We start from the raw sequence: 15,932 nt of genomic DNA, 5'->3' as shown, positions 1-15,932 counted from the left end.
GGGCAACAAGCCATCCGGTCAGCCGAGCGTCACATTGCTGCCCGGTGCCTCGGGCGAGATGGCAAAGGCCCCCGTGCGCAGCGCCGGATCATAAAAGGTATGACAGGCCCGGCCCCGGTTCTTGGAGGCATAAAGCGCGATGTCGGCATCCTCTTGCAGCTGGGCCATGTCGAGCGCCTCGTAATCCTCGCTCATGGTGATGCCGATGCTGCCCGATATCCGGCAGACCTCCGCGCCAAAGGCGATCGGCCGTTCCAGCCGCGCGATCAACCGCTCGGAGATGTCGGTCAGCCGCCTTCGGTTCATCTTGCCGACAAAGAGCAGCATGAACTCGTCACCGCCGACCCGCGCCACCGTATCCTCGCGGCGGGTCTCCTCGACGAGGATCTTGGCCACCTCCTGCAAGACATGGTCGCCCGCCGCATGGCCCATGCTGTCATTGACCGCCTTGAAATAATCGAGATCGAGGTGCATCAGCGCAAAACGCCCCGGCCCGGCCACCAGGCGCGCCAGCACGTGATCCATGGCGCGGCGGTTCTTCAGGCCGGTGAGCGTATCGGTAAAGGCCTGTTCCTCGGCGGCGATCTTGGCGCCCTCGAGCTTCTGGTTGAGCTTGCGCGACGCCTCCATCGCGGCGGATTTGGCCTCGACCAGATAGAGCATCTCGATGGTCAGGTCGGTGGCGGCAAAGTCGCCGCCGGTGAGGGAAAATTCCCGCACCGCCTCGACCACCGAAATCCCGAAGGAGAGGTTGACCACCAGACCGCCGGATTTGCCCGGCGCCGGCATCAGAACGCCCTTGAGCCCGATCGGCGCCCCGCTGCGAAACCGCATGTGCAGCCGCGCCCCGGCGTGGTGGCGCAGATCGCCGGCGTCGCGCACCGAGCGCGGGCGCCGCATCTCGAACACCTCGAGAAAGCGCTGGCCGGCCAGAACCTCGGCCGGCCGCAGCTTGGCAAGCGTCGGGCCGACATGGGCAATATGGCCGGTGCGGTCGAGCACCAGATGCATCGGGCACAGGACATCGAGCAAATGAGCCAGATCGTCCATCACGCGCCCCCGGCCCGGGCCAGGCCAAGCTCGAAGGCGCGACCCTCGGCAAAGGCGGCTTCGATCAGGGTGATTTCGATCACCTCGGCCCCATGCGACACGCCCTTGTGTTCGAGAAAGACCAGCGCGCCGTAATCGTCGGCCATGGCGCGCAGGACCCCCACCGCCACATGACCGATGCCGGCAAAATCGCCGGTGCAGAACAGGCTGAACTGATTGCCGCCGTAATCGCGCAGCTCGAGCGCGGGCAGCACCAGATCCTCGACCGCGAGGCGGGCGCGATCGGGCAGATCGTCGAGCGAATGCAGGAAATCGAGAAACGTCTCGCCGCCAAAGCGCAACAGGCGCCGGGGCGCCTCGACCGCGGGGTTGGAGATCAGGTAGGTGCCGACATCCTCGAGCACGGTTTCGCGGTCCTTGCCGAGCGCAGCCGCCGTTTCCCCGATCATCCGCTGGGTGAGCTCGTTGCCATAGTGCAGCATCGGCTCGAATTCGGTGAAATCCAGCTCGAGCCGGCGCACCACCTCGCCCCAGGCCGGGGCGCCATAGGTATCGCGGTAAAAACACTGGATTGCCCGATTGATCAGACCATGCATCGCCAAGCCTCCGTTTCCGCGCAGGATGGCGACAGACCGTTAAGGATCTCCCAACAGATAAAATGCGAGGGACAAACGCCGCCTGCTGCTCACTCCGCCCCAGGCGAAAGCACCTTGCCGAGCTGATCGAACAAGATGTTGAAATTCATCGGCTTGCCGATCAGCGGCACGCCTTCGAACTCGTCCGGCAGCTGCGTCGCGCTGTAGCCGGAGACCGCGATGAAGGGAATGCCGAGCCGGCGCAGCTCCTTGGCCAGCGGCACCGAGGTTTCCTGCCCGAGATTGACGTCAAGCACCGCCGCCGCGCAGCGCGACTGGCTCAGCAGGGTCCGCGCCTGAGCGACGGAATTGGCCGGCCCCAGTACCTTGTACCCGGCCCGGTCGAGGCCCTCGGCGATATCGAGCGCAATCAGCGGCTCGTCGTCCACCACCAGAACGGTGTTGTCGGGGCGGGTGTCCACATAGCCGGTCTCGTCGCTCAGCGGCCGGCGCGCCGGCACCGGGTCTTCGATGACGCCGTCCGCCGGGCAAGCCAGCCGCCAGACCAGCCCCGCGGCGGCATAGCTGGTCTCGACCTCGCCGTTGAGCGAGCTGCGCACCAGATGCCCGGTCATGGTCGAGCCGAAGCCGCGCCGCTGCGGCTCTGTCACGTCAGGCCCGCCGCTTTCCTGCCACTCCAAAAGGAACTGCGGCTGGCCCTGCTGCGGCGCGATCTTCCAGCGCAGGTGGACTTCGCCACCCGGCACCGACAGCGCGCCGTATTTCGCCGCGTTCGTCGCCAGTTCATGCAGCGCCAGGCCCAAGGTTTGCGCGGCGGCGGCGGTGACCTCGATCTCGGGCCCGTCCAGATGAATGCGCGTACCGATCAGATCCTGGAAATGGCTGAGCTGCGAGCGCACCAGCGCGCCGATCGGCACATGCCGCCAGCCGCTTTGGACAAGCACGTCCTGCCCCGCCGACAGCCCCTGGATGCGCTGGGTAAAGCGTTCGACAAAATCCTCGGGGCTGCTGGCGGCGGTCTGACGGGCGATCGAGAGCACCAGCGAGAGCATGTTCTTGGCCCGGTGATTGACCTCGCGCATCAGCAATTTGATCTGCTCTTCAAAGCGTTGCCGTTCCGAGAGATCATAGAAATGACAGACCACCCCGTCGCGTCCATCCGGCAGGGTCAGGCGTTCGATCTTCCAGTCATAGGCCTCGCGCACCTGGATGTCGGCGCGGGTTTCGACCGTGCCGGGGGCATGATAGGGTTCGCCGGTCTCGAGCGTGTGGCGAAACAGGCCGATCGCCTCTGAGGCAAAGGGTTCGGGCCAGATGATGCGCAGCACTTCGGCAAAGTCGCGCCCGATCAGCGGCCGGACATTCTCAAACACCTTCTGCGCGCCCTGGCTGACCTGGTGCAGCCGGAAATCGGCATCGACCGTATAGATGCCGAAGGGCGAACGTTCGACCAGATCGCGAAAGGTGTCATGCGCGGCGCGCAGCCGGTCCTCGGCCGCCTTGCGCTCGGTGATGTCAAAGCCCGACGGCACCAGCGCCACCACCCGGCCCGCGGCGTCGCGCAGCGGTGAGAGCATGAAGGCGATCCACATGCGGGTATCCCCCGCCATCCGCGCCTCGGCGTCATAGCGCACCACCTCGCCCTGCGCGGCGCGCTGCACCGCCGCTTCGAGACGGGCCATGCCGGCGGTGTCATGCGACCACCAGTAACATTCCCAGAATTTCTTGCCGATTACCTCGTCGCGGCTGACGCCACCGGCCTCGAGCGCCGGCGCATTGGCTTCGGTCAGCGTTCCGTCGGGCGCGAGCAGGCCGACAAAACCGACCGTCTGATCGATGATGCGGCGCATGAGCTCCATGTCGGCCATCCCGCGCGGGAGGTCGGCGCTGTCAAACCCGCCCGGGTCGCTCTGATGTGCCACAGAGGGTGCCTCTCGCCGTGGGTGCGATGACAAAGTGCCAAGGCCACGCACCCGCCGACACCGCGTCATCTCCCCTTCAACTTAGAAGGACAAACCCATATGGCAAAGGGTTTTTTTGCATGTACCGCTGGCCCGGCCCGCCCGTCGCCCTACGGCGCTGGCGCGGGACCGGTTACAAAAGGCGCAGCAGGTCCGGCGATGGCAGACCGGTCACCGCCAGCCCCTGGCGGCGCTGGAAGGCCTCGATCGCGGCGCGGGTCTTGTCGCCGATCACGCCGTCGGCACCGCCGGTATCGAAGCCGCGGGCGGTAAGCCGTTGTTGCAGGCGGATGCGGTCGTCCTTGGTCAGCCCGTAGCGGTCGGGCGGAAAGCCCGCCCGCAGCGGCCCGCCGCCGGCGATCCGGTCGGCCAGATGACCGACCCCCAGCGCATAGGCGTCGGAATTGTTATAGCGCTTGATGACGTTGAAATTGCCGGTCACGGCAAACACCGGCCCGCCCGGTTCGGGCTGAAGGCTGCGGCCCGACGGCGCCCCCGGCCCCGCCTCGGCGCCCCAGCGCAGCCCGCGCTGCCAGCCGTGGCGCGACAGGTAGGCGGCGGTCGAGGCCAGCGCGTCGGAGGGATCTTCGGCCCAGATGTCGCGCCGTCCGTCGCCGGTGAAATCGACGGCATATTCCTGAAAGGTGGTCGGAATGAACTGGGTATGGCCCATCGCCCCCGCCCAGCTTCCGGTCATCCGCGCGGCAGAGATGTCGCCCCGTTGCAGGATGCGCAGCGCGGCCAGCAGCTGGGCCTCGAAAAACGCGCCGCGCCGGCCGTCATATGCCAGCGTCGACGTGGCCGAGATTACCGGGATCTCGCCCTGCCGCTCGCCGTAGAAGCTCTCGAGCCCCCAGATCGCAGTGACGATATAGCGGTCGACGCCATAGCGGGCCTCGACGGCTGATAGCACGCCTTCGTGCCGGCGATAGGCCGCGCGGCCCTTGGCGATGCGCGCGTCAGAGGCCGCGATCGACAGGTAATCCTCGAGCGTGCGCTTGAATTCGGTCTGGTTGCGGTCGCGGGTGACGACACCGGGCAGATAGCCGGCGCCACGAAAGGCGGCATTCAGCGTGGCCTGGGAAATCCCCCGGTCGGCCGCGCGGGCACGGAAATCCGCGACCCAGGCATCGTAACCGGCATTGCGCGCGGGGCGCAGATCCTCCGGCAGCCCGGCCGGGCGACCACTGCCGTCGTCACGCCCCGATCCGCCACCGCATCCGGCCAGCAGCGTCGCCGTCAGCCCTGCGCCGAAACCCCGTCTGGTCATCCTCATGAAACTGCCCTCACCGCTTTTTCGCCGAGCTTATCGCATCGCGGCGGCGGCGCAATCGCTGCGCCGGTGTGGCGGGGGCATGGTGCCGGGTTTCGGCAGAGGCCCGCCGACACCCGGGCGCAAGCCCTCTCAGAGCTGCTCCATCACCTCGTCGGAGGCTTCGAAATTGGCGGTCACGCGCTGCACGTCATCGTCGTCTTCCAGCGCGTCGAGCAGCTTCATCAGCTTCTGCATGCCTTCGAGGTCCAGCTCGGTGGTGGTGGTCGGCTTCCAGATCAGCTTGGTCGACTCCGACTCGCCCAGCTCGGCCTCGAGCACTGTCGAGACCTCGTTGAGATCGGTGTCGGCACAATAGATCACATGGCCGTCGTCTGAGCTCTCGACATCCTCGGCGCCGGCTTCGATCGCCGCCATCATCACCGCATCGGCGTCGCCGACCTCGGCCGGATAGACCACTTCGCCCTTGCGTTCGAACATGAAGCCCACCGAACCGGTCTCGCCCAGGTTGCCGCCGGCCTTGGTAAAGGTCGAGCGCACGGTCGAGGCAGTGCGATTGCGGTTGTCGGTCATCGCCTCGACGATCACCGCCACGCCACCCGGGCCGTAGCCCTCGTAGCGGATTTCTTCGTAGTCATCGCCTTCGTTGGCCTGCGATTTCTTGATCGCGCGGTCGATCACATCCTTCGGCACCGATTGCGACTTGGCCTCCTTGACCGCCAGCCGCAGGCGCGGGTTCTTGTCCGGGTCGGGGTCACCCATCTTGGCGGCGACGGTGATCTCTTTCGACAGTTTCGAAAAGAGCTTGGAGCGCGCCGCGTCCTGGCGCCCCTTGCGGTGCTGGATGTTTGCCCATTTGGAATGGCCGGCCATGGCTGCCTCATGTCATGTCTGCGGATCAGGCGCTTCTATAGTCCAGCAGGGCAATGCTCTGCAAGGCCGTCACCTCTGGCCGTAGCGGGCCGGCAGATGGGGCGCGGCGCCCCCCCCCCGCCGCCGCCGTCGGCCGGGACATCCCGTGCCTTATCCGCCGACCACCATATCCTCGTAGCTGTCGATGATCGCCATGAATTCATCGAACTCGCGTTCCGGCACGTTGAGCTGATACAGCGAGGTCTTGATCTCGGTGCGCACCATGTCGAACTCGCGCGCGGTGACATTCAGGTGGGCGTGGCTCGCGCGCATATCGCGGCCGGGATAGATCGCCGGCCCGCCGGTTTCCTGGATCGACCAGGCGGTGACCAGGAACTTGAACCCGGCATGGCCCTGCTGTTCGTGAAACTCGGCGACCTTGGGGTTGGCGTTGCCGAACTGGTTGACGTAGAGCCGGTCCACCAGATTGTCGACGGCGGCGGATATCCCGTACAACCCGCCGAGACGGGAATAGAGACTGTCGTCGCCCGTATCATAGGGCGCGGCGGCGGCGATGTCTTCGATCTTCTCGGTCATGAACCTGGTCCTCCCTTTCGATGCCCCTTGCGGGACGGTCATTCCCGGTCGTTCCGCTGCCGCGCCTCCCTGCGCGGCGTATCGGATCCGGGCAATCCGGTCATTTCGTCGGTCAGCGCGTGCAGCGCCTCGCGCAGCGCGGCGAAGCGTTCGGGCGACAGGCCGGTACGGCAGACCACCCCCTGCTGGACCCGCGCCGCATGCCGTTCCACCTCCGCGCCCTTGGGCGTCAGTTCGATCACCACCTTGCGGCGATCCTCGGTGCTGCGGCTGCGGCTGGCGAAGCCCGAGGCGACAAGCTGATCGGCGACCGGCGTCACCGCGTTCAGGCCCAGCCCCAGCCGCCGGGCAATCTCGGAGGGTGTCGCGCGGCCGTACTGCCAGAGCACCATCATCATCAGATATTGTGGATAGGTCAGCCCGAGCGCCATCAGATCCGGGCGGTAGGCCCGCGTCACCGCATTGGTGGCAGCATAAAGCGCAAAGCAGAGCTGATCCTCCAGCCGGACGGTGCCAGGCCCCGGGGCGGTCTCCTGCGGCTCTTGCCCGCTCGGGTCGCTTTCGGTCATGGCAGAAGATCCTCTGTGGTCGGACCGGGACACATCGGGTCAGGCCTGGTCGCTCGACCTGTCCGGAAATTTTATTCATGCGTGAATTATACATACATGAATAACATATCCGGCGATTCGCGCAATATCCTTCTGTTGCCTCGGCCGGCGCAGGGTTAGGACTGAACCATGACAGTTGATCAGATCATCCTCTTCTCGCTCTTCGGAGCGGTTTTCGGCCTCCTGCTCTGGGGCAAATTCAGATATGACATCGTCGCCTTCTCGGCGCTGCTGCTCGGCGTGGTGCTGGGCGTGGTCGAGACCAAGGACGCCTTCTCGGGATTTGGCCATCCGGCGACGCTGATCGTGGCGCTGGTGCTGGTGGTCTCGGCCGGGCTGGTGCGCTCGGGCGCGGTGATGTTGATCACCCGCACCCTGGTGGATTCAGGCCGCCGTCTGGGCACCCATATCGCCATCATGGGCGGGGTCGGCGCGGTGCTTTCGGGTTTCATGAACAACGTCGCGGCGCTGGCGCTCCTGATGCCGGTCGACATCCAGACCGCGCGCAAGGCCGGAAGATCGCCGGCCAAATCTCTGATGCCGCTCAGTTTCGCCACGATCCTCGGCGGCATGGTCACGCTGATCGGCACGCCGCCCAACATCATCATCGCCTCGATCCGGGGCGAGACCTTCGGCACGCCGTTCCGAATGTTCGATTTCGCCCCGGTGGGCGCGGTGGCGGCGCTAACCGGCCTGGCCTTCGTGGCGCTGATCGGCTGGCGGTTCATCCCGCAGCGCGAGGATGCGCTGTCCAAGGCGCGCGAGCTCGATCCCTATATCGCCGAGCTCACCTTCCCCGTCGACAACAAGGCGGTGGGCCAGCGGGTGCGCGACCTGTCGGAGACCGCCGACAAATCCGACGTTGCCATCCTCGGCCTGATCCGCGATGGCAACCGGCGTTATGGCTCGGTGCTCAACACCCGGATCGAGGCCGAGGATGCGCTGGTGCTGGAGGCCACGCCGGAAGCGCTGGACGAGTTCCGCACCACGCTCGACCTGGCCTTTTCCGACGACCGCCGCGAGGAATTGCTGAAAGCCGAAAGCGACGGGCTGAGCCTGGTCGAGGTGGTGGTGCCCGACACCTCCCGGCTCAACGGCAAAACGGTGCAGGCGGTGGGCCTGGCGTGGCGGCATCGGACGATCCTGATGGGCATCTCGCGCAAGGGCCGGCGGATCACCAAGCAGATGCGCCAGACGCAGATCGAACCGGGCGACATCCTGCTGCTGCTGGCACCGCGCGAAAGCGCCAATACGGTGGCCGAATGGCTGGGCGTGCTGCCGCTGGCCGACCGCGGCCTGGCGGTGACCGAAAACACCAAGACCTGGGCCGCCATCGGGCTGTTTGCCGCTGCCGTCGCCGCGGCAAGCTTCGGGCTGGTCTATCTGCCGGTGGCGCTGGGGCTGGTGGTGGTGGCCTATGTGCTGCTCAAGATCCTGCCACTGTCCGAGCTTTACGACCACATCGAATGGCCGGTGGTGGTGCTGCTCGGCTCGATGATCCCGCTCGGCGCGGCGCTCGAGACCTCGGGCGGGACCGAGCTGATCGCCGGCGCGCTGGTCGGGTTGACCGAGGGCTGGCCGGTCTGGGCGGTGCTGACCGTGCTGATGGTGGTGACGATGACCCTGTCGGATGTGCTCAACAACACCGCGACGGCGATTGTCGCCGCGCCGGTGGGCATCCAGATGGCGCAAACGCTCGAGGTCTCGCCCGACCCGTTCCTGATGTGCGTGGCGGTGGCGGCCTCGGCGGCGTTCCTGACGCCGATCGGGCACAAGAACAACACGCTGATCCTCGGCCCCGGGGGCTATCGCTTCGGCGATTACTGGTGGATGGGGTTGCCGCTGGAAATGCTGGTGATCGCGGTCTCGGTGCCGGCCATTCTGGTGTTCTGGCCGCTGTGAGGGCGGCGCACTTCGGGGGCTCTGCCCCCGGACCCCCGGGAATATTTTCGGCCAGAAGAAGCAGGGGACTGTTCCGGATGGGCGCGGGGCAGTATGGGGAGGCCCATGAGACAGTTTCTGATCCTGCAACTTCGGCCCGAGGCGGATGCCGCCGACGGGGAATATGCCGCCATTCTCGACAAGGCGGGGCTGAACGCGGCGCGCTGTCACCGCATCCGGCTGGATTGCGAAGCCCTGCCCGAGGGGCTCGATCCGCGCGATTATGCCGGGGTGATTGTCGGTGGCGGGCCGGGCTGCGTGTCGGATGCGCCAGAGGCGAAATCCGAGGTCGAGGCGCGGATCGAACGTGCCGTTCTGTCGCTGATGCCGGCAATCACCGGAAGCGACCATCCCTTCATGGGCTGTTGTTACGGCATCGGCATCCTTGGCGCGCATCTGCGCTCGGAAGTGTCGAAGGCGCGGTACGGCGAGCCGGTGGGTCCGGTGCTCTGCCGGCTGACCGAGGACGGCGCGCGCGATCCGCTGCTCGAGGGGTTTCCGCAGGAATTCGAGGCCTTTGTCGGCCACAAGGAGGCCTTGCAGGTGCTGCCCGAGGGCTGTGCCCATCTGCTGAGCTCGGCGCCCTGCCCGTTCCAGATGGTGCGTCACGGGCGTCACGTCTATGCCACGCAGTTCCACCCCGAGGCCGATGGCGCGGTCTTCGAAGCGCGGATCCGCACCTATCGCAACCATGGCTATTTCCCGCCCGAGACGGCGGATGCGCTGATTGCCACCTGCCATGCGGCCAAGGTCACGCAGCCCGAGCACATCCTGCGGCGCTTTGTCGAACGTTACGGCTGAAGCGGCCAGAGAAACGGGATCAGGAAGCTTGCCAGCAGCCCCACCGAAAGATTGAGCGGGATGCCCACCTTGAGGAAATCGGTGAAACGATAGCCGCCGGGGCCATAGACCAGCATGTTGGTCTGATAGCCGATCGGCGTGGCGAAACTGGCCGAGGCCGCCACCATCACCGCCACCACCAGCGGCCGCGGGTCGATCCCCAGCGCCGCAGCGAGACCGATGGCGATCGGGGTGACGACGACGGCAACCGCGTTGTTGCTCACCAGTTCGGTCAGCACCGAGGTCAGCAGGTAGATCGCCCAGATGATCAGCGGCCCGGGCAGAAGGCCGATCCAGGGCGCCACCGCGCCGACGATCAGCTCGACCGCGCCCGAGCTTTCCAGGGCCGCCCCGATCGCCAGCATCGAGAAGATCAGCGACAGCAGCCGGCCATCGACGAAGGAAAACGCCTCGTCGGCGTCAATGCAGCGGGTCAGCAGCACCAGCGCCACGGCGGCGAAACTCAGCAGAAAGATCGGCGCGGCGCCGAAAGCCGCCAGCGTCACGATGCCGAACAGCGCCACCAGCGCCACCGGCGCATGGCCCCGGCGATAGGCCCGGGCCGAGGGCTGGGTGACATCCACCAGATCCATTTCGGTGGCCAGCCGCTTGATGTCATCCGGCGCGCCTTCGAGCAGCAGCGTGTCACCGACCTTGACGACCAGCGCGTCGAGCTGCTGGCCGATGTTCTGGTTGCGGCGGTGCACCGCCAGCGGATAGACCCCGAACCGCCGCCGCAGCCGCAGGGCGCCGAGGCTCTTGCCGACCATCTTGCAGCCCGGGGTGATCAGCACCTCGACCGTCGTGGTCTCGACCGCCGAAACCTGATCGACGCGCTTGAGCTCCTTGTTGCGCTGGAGCGAGAGCAACTCGGTCATCTGGGTGCGCAGCACCACCCGGTCGCCGACCTGCAACTCCACCCCCTTGAGGTTGCGGCGGAGCGAAACATCGCCGCGCACCACGTCGATCAGCCGCACACCGTCGCGCTTGAAGAGCTGCACGCCGGTGACCTCGCGGCCGATCAGGTTGCTGTCGGGCGGGATCACCGCCTCGGTAAAGAACTTCATCCGGCTCTTGTCCGAGAGCAGATCGGCCATGCTGTCACGCTCGGGCAGCAGGAAGGGGCCGATGTAGCGCAGGTAGATCATGCCCCAGGCCACCAGCACCACCGCCAGCGGCGTCACCTCGAAGATGGTGAAGGGCGCCTGCCCCAGCGCGCGCGACACCCCGTCGACCAGCAGGTTGGTCGACGTGCCGATCAGCGTCAGCGTGCCGCCGAGAATGGCGGCATAGCTGAGCGGGATCAGCAGCTTGGAGGCCGGCATCCCCATGGTGCGGGCCAGTTGCACGAAGACCGGGATCATCACCACCACCACCGGCGTGTTCGACACCACCGCCGAGGCGAGAATGACGAAGGCCATCAGCATGGCAATCGCCACGCGCGGATTGGTGCGCGCCTGGCGGTCGGCGATCTTGGTGAAACTGTCGAGCGCGCCGGTGCGCACCAGCGCCCCCATGACGATGAACATCGCCGCGATGGTCCAGGGCGCCGGGTTCGACAGCACCTCGAGCCCCCTGTCATAGGGCAGCACGCCGGTGATCAGCAGAAAGGCCGCGCCCGACATGGCGACCACCTCGGTCGGATAGACCTCGCGGATGAAGAGCGCGAACATCACCAGGACGACGGCCAGGGTGACCACCGCCTGCCCGGTCTGGGACAGTTCCAACATCTGGTTCATTGCGGCCCCTTCACTGCGCCTGTCGGACAGTGTTACCGCAGGCGACGGCGGCGACAAGGGCCGCTTGTTGCGACACCCCGGTCACTGCGGCCCCGCCGGCTGCAACCGCCCGCCCTGGCGTATCATGTGGGCAGAGAGCGCCGTGCCGCTGCGGTCATCGGTCTCGACCAGAAGGCCGCTGAGCGTCGCCTCCTCGGTGGCGGGCTTGAACCGCGCCTTGGGCATGCCGGTGACAAAGCGGCGCATCGGTTCGGCCTTTTCCATGCCGATGACGGAATTGTAGTCGCCGCACATGCCGGCATCGGTCAGATAGGCGGTACCGCCGGGCAGGATCTGGGCGTCGCCGGTGGGCACATGGGTATGGGTGCCGACCACCAGGCTGGCGCGGCCGTCACAGAAATGCCCCATGCCCATCTTTTCGCTGGTCGCCTCGCAATGCATGTCGATCAGGCTGGCCGCCACCTGGCCGCCGCGCGGGTGGCTGCGCAGCACCGCATCCACCGCCGAGAACGGATCGTCGAAGGGCCGTTTCATGAAGACCTGCCCCAGCACCTGGGCCACGAGAATGCGGCGGCCGCGACCGGCATCGAAGATCGCGGCACCCCGGCCCGGCGCATCCTTGGCAAAGTTCATCGGCCGCAGGATGCGCGGCTCAGTCTCGATGAATTGCAGCATGTCGCGCTGATCGAAGGCGTGATCGCCCAGCGTGATGCAATCGGCCCCGGCCTCGAGCAGGAGCTTGGCATGATCGCCCGAGAGCCCGGCGCCATTGCTGGCATTCTCACCGTTGACCACGACGAAATCGAGCTTCCAGTCGGCCCGAAGCCCCTTGAGCCGCTCGCTGACCGCGGTGCGGCCCGACCGCCCCATCACATCGCCTAGAAAAAGTATTCGCATGCCTTTGGGTTAGTGCCCCGGCAGGCGCTTCACAAGCCGGATCTTGCCCCCGGCTCAAGTTTTGCGCCGCCCCGCAAGGAGGCCGACCCGCCCACGCCACACCAAGCCCCGCCCCGGCCCCCGCGCCGGGGCCTCGTCCTTGACCCCGGAGGCCCAAGGCAGCCCGGGGCGCGCTCAGGCACCCGGGGTGATCACCTCGGCTTCGGTCACGATCACATCGAGCGGCTGGTCGGTCGGCTCGAGCGGCAGGGCGGGGTCTTCCTGGGCGCCATAGGCAAAGCCCACCGCCAGGGTCGGGCGTCTGGCGCGCAGGCGTTCGAGCGTGCGGTCGTAGAAGCCGCCGCCATAACCCAACCGCCCGCCGCTGCGGGAAAAGGCCACCAGCGGCACGATCAGGATCTCCGGCTCGATGAACTCCAGCGCCCTGGGAACACGCGCACCGAAAGGTCCGTCGACCATCTCGCAGCCCGGCTCCCACAGCGCGAATTTCAGCGGCTGCGCCTTGGCCTCGACCACCGGCACGCAGACCGGCCCATGCGCCGCCGCCTCTTCCATCGCCGGCAGCGGGTCGATCTCGGAGCGCATCGCCATGTAGCCCGAGACCGGCACGCCACGGTGCCCTGCCAGCAGCGCCGAAAGATGCCCCGCCGGGCCGGGCCCGGCGGCCGCATGCGCCGCCGCGCGGCGGGCAAACCCGGCGACACGGGCGGCGCGCTTGGTCTCTTCGAGCGCGCTCACAGCAACACCACCACGGCCAGGCCGAGAAAGGCGAAAAAGCCCACCACATCGGTCACCGTGGTCACGAAGGCGCCCGAGGCCAGCGCCGGATCGACGCCCACCCGTTCGAGCAGCACCGGGATCACCGTGCCGGCGAGCCCCGCGACCACCAGGTTGATCACCATGGCGGCGGCGATCACATAGCCCAGCGCCGGCGAGCCGAACCAGAGCAGGCCGACAATCCCCATCACCACGGCAAAGATCACCCCGTTGACCAGCCCGACAAGCACCTCGCGCCGGATCACCCGCCAGACATTGGCGCCGGTAAGGTCCTTGGTGGCAATCGCGCGCACCGCCACGGTCAGCGACTGGGTGCCGGCATTGCCGCCCATCGACGCCACAATCGGCATCAGCACCGCCAGCGCGACAAGCTGGGCGATCGCCGCCTCGAACTGCGCGATCACCAGCGAGGCCAGCACCGCCGTCACCAGATTGACTGCCAGCCAGGGCAGCCGCTGCTTGGTGGTCTCGATCACCCGGTCCGAGAGCGAGCCCTCGCCGACACCGGCCAGTCGCATGATGTCCTCTTCATGCTCCTCGTCCAGCACCGCCATGGCGTCGTCGATGGTGATCACCCCCACCAGCCGGCCTTCGTCATCCACCACCGGGGCGGAGATCAGGTGGTACTGGTTGAAGGCATAGGCCACGTCACCTTCGTATTGGGTGGCCGGGATCACCTGAAAGACCTCTTCCACCAGATCGCTCAGCGGCACCTCGCGGCGCGAGCCCATCAGCCGGCCGAGGGTCACGTTGCCCACCGGATGCATGCGCGGATCGACCAGGGTGATGTGATAGAACTGCTCCGGCAGCTCCTCGCTCGAGCGCAGGAAATCGATCGCATCGCCGACCGTCCAATGCTCTGGCGCCGCCACTACCTCGCGCTGCATCAGGCGGCCGGCGGAATATTCGGGATAGGCCAGCGATTGTTCGACGGCAACCCGCTCGCTGTCTTCCAGCGCGTCGAGGATTGCCTCCTGCTGCGGTTCCTCGAGGTCTTCGATCAGGTCGACCACATCGTCGCTGTCGAGCTCGCGCACCGCATCCGCCAGAACCTGCGGATTGAGGACGGAAATCACCTCTTCGCGGATTCCCTCGTCGAGCTCCGACAGGATGTCGCCGTCGAATTCCTTGTCATAGAGCCGGATCAGCCGCGCCCGGTCATAGGGGTTGACCTGTTCCAGAAGGTCGGCGATGTCGGCCGCGTGCAGCGGCTCCATTGCCGCGACAAGCGCCGCGCGGTCCTCGGTCTCGACCGCAAAGAGGATCGCCATCACCGCCTTTCGGTCAAGCGCATAGGCGTCCTCGGACTCAGCCTCGACATCGGGCTGTTCTTCGATCTGATCGGTCATCACCTGCCCCCTCTGCCGCATCCGACGATTTGCGCGGACCATACGATAGAGTATGGGAAAGCAACAGTGGCGCCGCGGCAATTCTGCCGCCTCTCACCACGGAAAGGACATCATGCAGCTGCTGACCGGACAGACCCTGAGCTTTCGCCACGATCCCTTTGCCGTCCCCTTTGCCGAGGCCTGCACCCTGCGTCGCCAGGGTGGCGTGCTGATCGAGGCCGGCCGCATCCGCGCGGTGGACGAGGCCGAAACCCTGCGCGCCGCCCATCCGCAGGCCGAGGTGATCTCTTACGGCGCGGATCTGATCTGCGCCGGCTTTGTCGATGCCCATGTGCATTATCCCCAGACCGCGATCATCGCCAGCTGGGGTCTGCGGCTGATCGACTGGCTCAACACCTACACCTTTCCCGAAGAGACGCGGTTCGGCGATCCCGGATACGCGGCCGAGATCGCCGCCCGCTATCTCGACCTGACGGCGGCGCATGGCACCACCACCATGGCCAGCTTCTGCACCATCCACCCGGCCAGCGTCGAAGCGCTGTTCACCGAGGCGCAGGCGCGCGGCCAATGCGTGGTGGCGGGCAAGACCTGCATGGACCGCAACGCCCCCGACGATCTGCGCGACAGCGCGCAATCGGCCTATGACGACAGCAAGGCGCTGATCGCCCGCTGGCACGGGCGCGACCGGCTGCACTACGCCATCACCCCGCGTTTCACCCCGACCTCCTCGCCCGATCAGCTGGCGGCGCTCGGCGGGCTCTGGGCCGAACACCCGGACTGCCTGATGCAGACCCACCTCAGCGAACAGACCGACGAGATCGCCTGGGTCCGCGACCTGCACCCCGAGGCGCGCGACTACCTCGATACCTACGAGGCGCACGGGCTGCTCGGCGCGCGCGGCCTCTATGGCCATGCCATCCACCTCGAACCGCGCGAGATCGACCGGCTGACAGAAACCGGCGCCGCCTTGATCCACTGCCCGACCTCCAACACCTTCATCGGCTCCGGCCTGTTCAATACCGCGGCGATGAAGGCCCGCGGCATCAGTACCGGCCTCGCCACCGACACCGGCGGTGGCTCCAGTTTCTCGATGCTGCGCACCATGGCCGCCGCCTATGAGATCGGCCAGCTCACCGGCACGCCGCTGCACGCCGCCCAGTTGATCTGGCTCGCCACCCAGGGCTCCGCCCGCGCGCTGCACCTCGGCCATGAGATCGGCAATCTCGCCCCGGGCATGGCCGCCGACCTGGTGGTGCTCGACCTTGCCTCGACCCCGGCCAGTGCCCAGCGCCAGGCCGAGGCCCGCGATCTCTGGGAGGCGGTGTTTCCGACCCTGATGATGGGCGATGACCGCGCGGTGCGCGCCACCTGGATCAATGGCCGCCCGGTCACTTCCAAACCGTGAGTCGGCCGCGGGTCAAGGTTGCGCAGCACCCGCGCAGCGGGCCGAAG

General features: G+C 66.9%; 14 protein-coding genes. 3 read left to right on the top strand and 11 right to left on the bottom strand.

The annotated features are described in order from the left end of the window. Positions 1-18: 18 nt before the first annotated feature. The 7 genes from PVW49_RS02595 to PVW49_RS02565 all read right to left on the bottom strand — a co-directional run bounded on the left by PVW49_RS02595 (position 19) and on the right by PVW49_RS02565 (position 6,898). Complete coding sequence (locus PVW49_RS02595) at positions 19-1,050, bottom strand: diguanylate cyclase domain-containing protein (RefSeq protein ID WP_274589823.1); 1,032 nt, start codon at positions 1,048-1,050, stop codon at positions 19-21. Continuing rightward, complete coding sequence (locus PVW49_RS02590) at positions 1,050-1,646, bottom strand: heme NO-binding domain-containing protein (protein WP_274589822.1); 597 nt, start codon at positions 1,644-1,646, stop codon at positions 1,050-1,052. Before PVW49_RS02590 ends, PVW49_RS02595 begins: the two co-directional genes overlap by 1 nt. 89 nt (positions 1,647-1,735) lie before the next feature. Beyond that, positions 1,736-3,568 carry a PAS domain-containing protein gene (locus PVW49_RS02585; RefSeq protein WP_274589821.1) on the bottom strand — a complete coding sequence of 611 codons (1,833 nt, stop codon included), beginning with the start codon at positions 3,566-3,568 and terminating at the stop codon, positions 1,736-1,738. Positions 3,569-3,740: 172 nt separating this feature from the next. Beyond that, a complete protein-coding gene (locus PVW49_RS02580) occupies positions 3,741-4,883 on the bottom strand; it encodes a lytic murein transglycosylase (protein WP_274589820.1) in 1,143 nt (380 codons plus the stop codon). Positions 4,884-5,012: 129 nt separating this feature from the next. Continuing rightward, a complete protein-coding gene (locus PVW49_RS02575; protein ID WP_048530278.1) occupies positions 5,013-5,753 on the bottom strand; it encodes a YebC/PmpR family DNA-binding transcriptional regulator in 741 nt (246 codons plus the stop codon). 150 nt (positions 5,754-5,903) lie between these two features. Continuing rightward, the gene (locus PVW49_RS02570) at positions 5,904-6,329 is read right to left on the bottom strand and encodes a group I truncated hemoglobin (RefSeq protein WP_048530277.1); all 426 of its coding nucleotides are present in this window, start codon (positions 6,327-6,329) and stop codon (positions 5,904-5,906) included. 38 nt (positions 6,330-6,367) lie between these two features. Further along, complete coding sequence (locus PVW49_RS02565) at positions 6,368-6,898, bottom strand: MarR family winged helix-turn-helix transcriptional regulator (protein WP_074834601.1); 531 nt, start codon at positions 6,896-6,898, stop codon at positions 6,368-6,370. A 168-nt stretch (positions 6,899-7,066) separates the two neighbouring features. On the opposite strand from PVW49_RS02565, the gene PVW49_RS02560 reads away from it, so the two are divergent. Beyond that, a complete protein-coding gene (locus tag PVW49_RS02560) occupies positions 7,067-8,839 on the top strand; it encodes an SLC13 family permease (RefSeq protein WP_274589819.1) in 1,773 nt (590 codons plus the stop codon). A gap of 105 nt (positions 8,840-8,944) precedes the next feature. Further along, positions 8,945-9,679 carry a glutamine amidotransferase gene (locus tag PVW49_RS02555; RefSeq protein WP_274564633.1) on the top strand — a complete coding sequence of 245 codons (735 nt, stop codon included), beginning with the start codon at positions 8,945-8,947 and terminating at the stop codon, positions 9,677-9,679. Here the strand turns inward: PVW49_RS02555 and PVW49_RS02550 are convergent. The 4 genes from PVW49_RS02550 to mgtE form a co-directional block, all read right to left on the bottom strand. After that, a complete protein-coding gene (locus PVW49_RS02550) occupies positions 9,670-11,448 on the bottom strand; it encodes an SLC13 family permease (RefSeq protein ID WP_274564905.1) in 1,779 nt (592 codons plus the stop codon). The genes PVW49_RS02555 and PVW49_RS02550 overlap by 10 nt on opposite strands. A 90-nt stretch (positions 11,449-11,538) precedes the next feature. Then, the gene (locus PVW49_RS02545) at positions 11,539-12,354 is read right to left on the bottom strand and encodes a TIGR00282 family metallophosphoesterase (RefSeq protein ID WP_274589818.1); all 816 of its coding nucleotides are present in this window, start codon (positions 12,352-12,354) and stop codon (positions 11,539-11,541) included. A 174-nt stretch (positions 12,355-12,528) separates the two neighbouring features. Continuing rightward, the gene (locus PVW49_RS02540) at positions 12,529-13,092 is read right to left on the bottom strand and encodes a 5-formyltetrahydrofolate cyclo-ligase (protein WP_274589817.1); all 564 of its coding nucleotides are present in this window, start codon (positions 13,090-13,092) and stop codon (positions 12,529-12,531) included. Continuing rightward, positions 13,089-14,480, bottom strand: coding sequence for a magnesium transporter (mgtE, locus tag PVW49_RS02535; protein ID WP_048533687.1), 1,392 nt, complete (start codon positions 14,478-14,480; stop codon positions 13,089-13,091). The genes PVW49_RS02540 and mgtE overlap by 4 nt, the downstream gene beginning before the upstream one ends. Before the next feature lie 112 nt (positions 14,481-14,592). On the opposite strand from mgtE, the gene guaD reads away from it, so the two are divergent. Continuing rightward, positions 14,593-15,885 (top strand): guanine deaminase, encoded by a 1,293-nt coding sequence (gene guaD, locus PVW49_RS02530; protein WP_274589816.1) that lies wholly within the window; start codon positions 14,593-14,595, stop codon positions 15,883-15,885. Positions 15,886-15,932 lie beyond the last annotated feature (47 nt).

The sequence above is a fragment of the Marinovum sp. PR37 genome (assembly GCF_028807375.1).
GTDB classification, from domain to species: domain Bacteria; phylum Pseudomonadota; class Alphaproteobacteria; order Rhodobacterales; family Rhodobacteraceae; genus Marinovum; species Marinovum algicola.
The sequence above is the reverse complement of the archived record's forward strand: the minus strand, read 5'-3'. Positions and strand labels throughout refer to the sequence as shown.